The organism is Flavobacterium sp., from assembly GCF_044371705.1.
Lineage (GTDB): Bacteria > Bacteroidota > Bacteroidia > Flavobacteriales > Flavobacteriaceae > Flavobacterium.
In genome coordinates, this window is the sequence record NZ_JBILTE010000176.1 from 1 (window position 1) to 5,326 (window position 5,326).

At 35.2% G+C, this 5,326-nt stretch carries 8 protein-coding genes and 1 pseudogene; 1 reads left to right on the forward strand and 8 read right to left on the reverse strand.

The annotated features are described in order from the left end of the window. The 3 genes from ACIQ2S_RS10890 to ACIQ2S_RS10900 form a co-directional block, all read right to left on the reverse strand. Window positions 1-129 (reverse strand): nuclear transport factor 2 family protein (locus ACIQ2S_RS10890; protein WP_396175889.1); only part of this gene is annotated, 129 nt, incomplete at its 3' end. Continuing rightward, window positions 116-586 (reverse strand): hypothetical protein, encoded by a 471-nt coding sequence (locus tag ACIQ2S_RS10895; RefSeq protein WP_396175875.1) that lies wholly within the window; start codon window positions 584-586, stop codon window positions 116-118. The genes ACIQ2S_RS10890 and ACIQ2S_RS10895, both read right to left, overlap by 14 nt. Continuing rightward, window positions 583-1,281 carry a peptidoglycan DD-metalloendopeptidase family protein gene (locus tag ACIQ2S_RS10900; RefSeq protein ID WP_396175877.1) on the reverse strand — a complete coding sequence of 233 codons (699 nt, stop codon included), beginning with the start codon at window positions 1,279-1,281 and terminating at the stop codon, window positions 583-585. The genes ACIQ2S_RS10895 and ACIQ2S_RS10900 overlap by 4 nt, the downstream gene beginning before the upstream one ends. 122 nt (window positions 1,282-1,403) lie before the next feature. Between ACIQ2S_RS10900 and ACIQ2S_RS10905 the strand changes: the two genes are divergently transcribed. Continuing rightward, entirely contained in the window at window positions 1,404-2,354 is a 951-nt protein-coding gene (locus ACIQ2S_RS10905) for a TerC family protein (RefSeq protein ID WP_396175879.1), read from the forward strand. Between the two features lie 368 nt (window positions 2,355-2,722). On the opposite strand, the gene ACIQ2S_RS10910 is transcribed toward ACIQ2S_RS10905, so the two are convergent. The 5 genes and pseudogenes from ACIQ2S_RS10910 to ACIQ2S_RS10930 all read right to left on the reverse strand — a co-directional run. Then, window positions 2,723-3,139: a hypothetical protein gene (locus tag ACIQ2S_RS10910; RefSeq protein ID WP_396175881.1), complete on the reverse strand. Its 417-nt coding sequence runs from the start codon at window positions 3,137-3,139 to the stop codon at window positions 2,723-2,725. A gap of 145 nt (window positions 3,140-3,284) precedes the next feature. Further along, a complete protein-coding gene (locus ACIQ2S_RS10915; protein ID WP_396175883.1) occupies window positions 3,285-3,752 on the reverse strand; it encodes a hypothetical protein in 468 nt (155 codons plus the stop codon). 109 nt (window positions 3,753-3,861) lie between these two features. After that, window positions 3,862-4,233 (reverse strand): hypothetical protein, encoded by a 372-nt coding sequence (locus ACIQ2S_RS10920; RefSeq protein WP_396175885.1) that lies wholly within the window; start codon window positions 4,231-4,233, stop codon window positions 3,862-3,864. 230 nt (window positions 4,234-4,463) lie between these two features. Beyond that, complete coding sequence (locus tag ACIQ2S_RS10925; protein WP_396175887.1) at window positions 4,464-5,027, reverse strand: hypothetical protein; 564 nt, start codon at window positions 5,025-5,027, stop codon at window positions 4,464-4,466. Window positions 5,028-5,075: 48 nt separating this feature from the next. Then, a pseudogene (locus ACIQ2S_RS10930) lies at window positions 5,076-5,326 on the reverse strand (transketolase); the annotation flags it as partial.

A 5,326-nucleotide genomic window follows, 5' to 3' on the forward strand; every position in this document is an offset into this window, starting at 1 on the left:
ACGATTTAATAGGCCAAATACCGGATCTTCAAAAGTTGCTTCCGGATGGTAGTAAGAAGCCATGCTGGTTGCATCACCTTGTTGGAAAGCGGTGTAAAATCGCTTGATGGTTAGTCTATTTGAAATCATCACTCCAATCTTTAGTAGTTATTGAAGTAATTTTATCTTCATTATTGATGGTTACCCTCAATTCCTTAACGCTATGTTTTTTTTCATAATCACATTTGTAACGAAAAATAGTTAGCTTTTCTTTTTCCATTCGATAGGCTTCCATCAACTGCATGTCGTTGAATTTTCCAAAACCACGTAAGATGTTTTGACAAGTTAGTGATATGCTTTCACGTGTCATTTTCTGGATCACTTGCGATGTTGCTTCTTCGGTTATGAAAGGCTTAAAAGCAGAGGTGTTGCAAGTCATCAAGACTCTTTTACCTAACTCGTAGGTTCTGCTTTTTTGTAATGAGTTAATTTCTGTGTTGTTGAGTTTCACAACACTTGGTTTTTTGAGTTCAGGCGGAAGAGCGGTTTTTTTTGTTTGACATCCTACCAAAAGTAATAGGCAACATGCAATTGTTATTTTTTTCATGTGTGTAGGTTTAATAATAACTTCGGATCAGGACAATTCTCGAGGTAATAGTTCAATTTGCTCTTGCTGCACACGCCAGGATAATCACCATGATAATCACCCAAATCCCTTATAATTTGAAAATGCAAATGTGGGGCATAATCTCCATTTACATCCGATGTACCCAGAGAGGCAATTGCTTCGCCTTTGGATACCTGTTGACCGATTTTTAAAGGAGTGATACTTTCTAACGATAAATGTCCGTAAAGCGTATAAAAAGTATAATTATTTAACACATGTTCCAACAGTATGGTCGGACCGTAATCGCCTAAATTGTTATTATTTTGAAAGCTGTGTACCTGACCGTCTAACGCCGCAAGTACTTTTGTACCCGCTTCAATCCATAAATCCAAACCAATATGTATGTTGCGTTCCTCCGTTTGTTCGTTGTTAAAAATAGTACTCCGTTGGTATAAGTTGCGGTGTTCTACATAGCCACCAAAAGCTATATTTCCTTGATGCTCTGTTAGGTATTCATTGATGTGATTTTCATAATCAACTGCTGTTTTTAACTTTAGTTTTGCTAAGCTAGTATTGGTTATAGATAAATCAATTGGCACATATTCGGCAAGGGATATAGATGCATCCATTACAAAAACGCTGGTTTGGGAAGCTAATAATTGTTCAAAATCTGTCATAGTATCAAAGGTACGCATTACTGCTGAATTTTTTGTGTTATCGAATTGCTCTTGATTTAAACAAATTGTTAGTTAATTAAAAATAAATATTTTGACAGAATTCATTCCTTTCAACTACTTTTGCCTTTAAATTATCATCTATGCTTGTTTGGACGCTATTTATCTCTGCAATTTTATTGTTTTTGGCTTTAGATTTGGGAGTTTTTAATAAAACTCCTCATATTATCAAATCAAAAGAAGCCGGTATTTGGACCGGTATTTGGGTAACCTTGTCTTTTTTGTTTTCAGGTTTGATTTATTGGTTGTATCAAAACAATCACATTGATAACCCTGAAAATTATACACCCGCCATTGCTTCCATGAAGTTTATTACAGGTTATTTAATTGAACTCTCCTTGAGTGTTGATAATATCTTTGTTATTGCAGTGATTTTCACTTCATTTAAAATTCCGCAAAAATACCAGCATCGCGTGTTGTTTTGGGGAATTATCGGAGCTTTGGTCTTCCGTGGATTAATGATTTTTCTAGGTGTCAAACTCATACAAGAATTCAGTTGGATGACCTATGTTTTTGGTGGATTTTTGTTGTTTACTGCCGCTAAGATGTTGTTTAAAAATGACGAGGAACAATTCAATCCGAAAAAATCTTTCGTCTATAGAAATCTACGAAAAGTAATGCCCATTACAATGCACATGGATGGCGAGCATTTTTTTGTGCGTCGCCGACATATTTTAGCGGCTACACCTTTGTTTGTGGCTCTAGTTGTTATTGAATTAATGGACATTTTGTTTGCTTTAGATAGTGTTCCGGCAATACTTGCCATCACTCCTGATCCATTTTTGGTGTTCAGTTCTAATATATTTGCAATATTGGGCTTGCGTTCAATGTACTTCTTTTTGTCGCACATGCTCGATAAATTCGCTCATTTGGAATACAGCTTGATTGCCATTCTGACTTTTGTTGGAGTAAAAATGCTTTTTGTGCATCATTACAAGTTTCCGGAGTGGGTGTCACTTGGTTTTATTGCATTAGCATTGGCTGTGGGGATTATAGTATCACTACGTTCCAAAACAGTTGGTCAAGAAGAGTAATTGGCTGGGCATGCCTTACAAAAATTCAAAGAATTAACAAATTTCAAATACTAAGGAATCCTTCGGACCGTTACTATATTGTTTTTTGTTATTTTCGTTAGTTTATTTCGAAGAGTGGCTGGTAAAGTCACTCTTTTATTTTAGCTGTATACTTCTTTAAAAGCGTTCGAAATCACACCTTTGTCTAATTAAGAATTTTAGTATTTCAAATCGTTCGTCATTGAACGATTTTTTATTCCTTTTAACAGATTTATTTTTTTTAAAACTTTTACTTATTTACTTTTAAGCCACCATAGAATTAGTAGGTTAAGATCATGGTAAATTTGGGGCAAAAAGGATACGCAATGCGTATCCTTTTTTCATGGTAGCTATGCAGTTTTTTTCTTGGCAAGTAGCCAGCCTAGGTATGCCATTGGTAAATAGGCTATCGCCAAATCAAGAATGTCAAACCAAAGTGGTGATGGTAGAATGATGACCATATAAATACCTGCTACCAGGTAAAATAATCCTACCACCATAGCCAATTTAAATCCATTGTTGGGTGAAATTTTTGCCGCTACAAAAGCACCAACGAGTGTACCAAAAGCATGGGCTAAAAACGGGAACAAAAAATGCTTTGGCTCATATAAAAGAATGACAGCTTGTAGGCCTTCAGTTGTTGATGTGTCTGCTCCTTCAGGCAAAGGAATAACAAATCCGCTAATCATGATTAGTGAGCTATTTACGAGGCTTCCTACAATTAATCCGGCAATTACAGCCAGCACATTTCGAAGAATCGGATTCATACCTTGATTTTTTTAGTGGTTAGTGAAGCTAAATTACTAAAAAAATAAAGTCACTACACAAAAACTATAGTAAGGTTTTATGTAGCAACTTTAGTTGGTCTTTTAGGATAAGTCTTTAATGAAGGTGACGCATACTCTTAGGAAGCTAATTTAATTTACCCTGAATTTCTTTTACCCATTTTTCAGCAAACAATAATTCACCCCCCATAATCATACTTTCATCCGCATTGTAAATAGGTAAGGAGATATCCTGCTGATGTGAAATTTTTGAATGAAAGACTATATTCAATTTTTGAATTACTTGGTGTTTATCTTTTGATTGAGTATCGGTTGTTTTTACTACTTGACAACTTTTAAAATCAGCCAACGGAATGGCTTGCTTAATTGTGAGGTCTTTTGTTTTTTTATAAAAGAATACTCTATTTTCGGTAGCACTGTGTGCCAATGCCATATCACCGCAAAATTCGTACGACGTAATTTTTGTAGTCGGGTCGGCTGACATGCTTTTGATAATTTGTTTTTTATGTTTTTTATTCGTGTAACTGAACCATAAAAAAGGTGCAATACACAAGGCTGTAATGAACAGACCTATGAGGGTGGTTCCTAATTCCATTTTTTTGTTTTTTGAATGATAAATAAATAATAGTTTGAAAATGTAGACGTACATTTTCATTTTCGATGAACAGAGGGATTTCTGCGGAAATCCACTTCATTTATTTTATTTACCAGAAATAATGGGAAGGAAAAAGCAGGTCCAATGCACGAAAAGGTATTGGAAAAAAGCGTAAAAAATTGTGGTACTGTACACTCGAAATTTCAAGAACGGTTTCTACTTCCGTAGTGATTCCTCCAAAAAATTTTGAAAGTGTTTTACAAACCGGCACCACGGGATTGGGTGTGTAATTTACAGATGCACTTTTGGGCTCAGTAAAGCAATACAATGCATTGGAAACCGCTTTAAAGGAGGAGGCCTCTTTTTCAGTAGTAGGCGTTGAAAAGTCGGTATGTGAATTAGCATAAATAGCTACATTGCCTATTAAAAAATAAAAGACAATGAGTAAAACACCTGATAGGAATGAACTGCTTCTTTTCACGATGCAAATGTAGGGGGATTTTTTAATAATAAATGGGAAGGAGGATGTTTTATAATGAATTATTGAATAACTATAAAATTTACTTGATTAGCTTACAGTTAACTAAAAATAGATTACCCAAAATATTTAATCATGATTTACATATTAAAAGTAGTCCTTTTAATATGGAAAGTACTAAGAATAAATAATCCTACCAATTCTTTGAACAATAAAATAGTAATTAAAAGATATTATTCCCCAAAAACCGAACCCAAAAACGCAGCTCGCATCAATTCTCCTTGCTCCGGAAGTGCATAAAGTATGCTCGCTGTTAGTTCTTGATTGTTTTCAAACAAACGGCTGTAAATTTCGATTGTAATCACTTGTGCACTCGGGTATTTAATGCTTAAAATGAATAAATTAAAATTCAATCCTCCTACCGTTACAGTTTTTTGCTCGGTCTCTATTGCCGCACCAACCATTTGCCCATGCAGGGTTTCGTATAATAAACCATTGACTTTTGCTAAAGCTTTGTCATAATCGCCGTCAATGATAGGGTCGAAAAGACGGGTACTAAACTCTGCGTAGTTGGCGTTGTCTTTTTGAAAAACGACCAATATTTTTGACTGTTTTGGATCCTCATTCGGCGGAAGATTTTGTGCCGCCAACCATTCCTCCCCATTGTAAACTTTGAACCCTTTGGGATGATTCATTGTCCATTTTAATTCGTCATTCTTAAAGTTCACTGTACTTTGTGCAACAGTAGAAGCACTATAAATGAATAGTAAAAAGATCAAACCAAAAGACTTTTTCATAGATCAAGCAATTTTTAATTGAATTTCAAACATACTAAAATAAAAGGACTAGTACAAACTCGGAAATTCTTTCGGATTTACTTCATGCATCATCGCATACACTTTTTCAAAAATATCTTCTGTTGATGGTTTGGAAAAGTAATCGCCATCCGTTCCATACGCGGGTCGGTGCGGCTGTGAAGCTAAACATTGTGGTTTGCTGTCCAAATAGTCGTACCCATTTTGAACATCAAGTATTTGTTGAAGAATATAAGCCGAAGCTCCGCCGGGAACATCTTCGTCAATGATTAATAAACGAT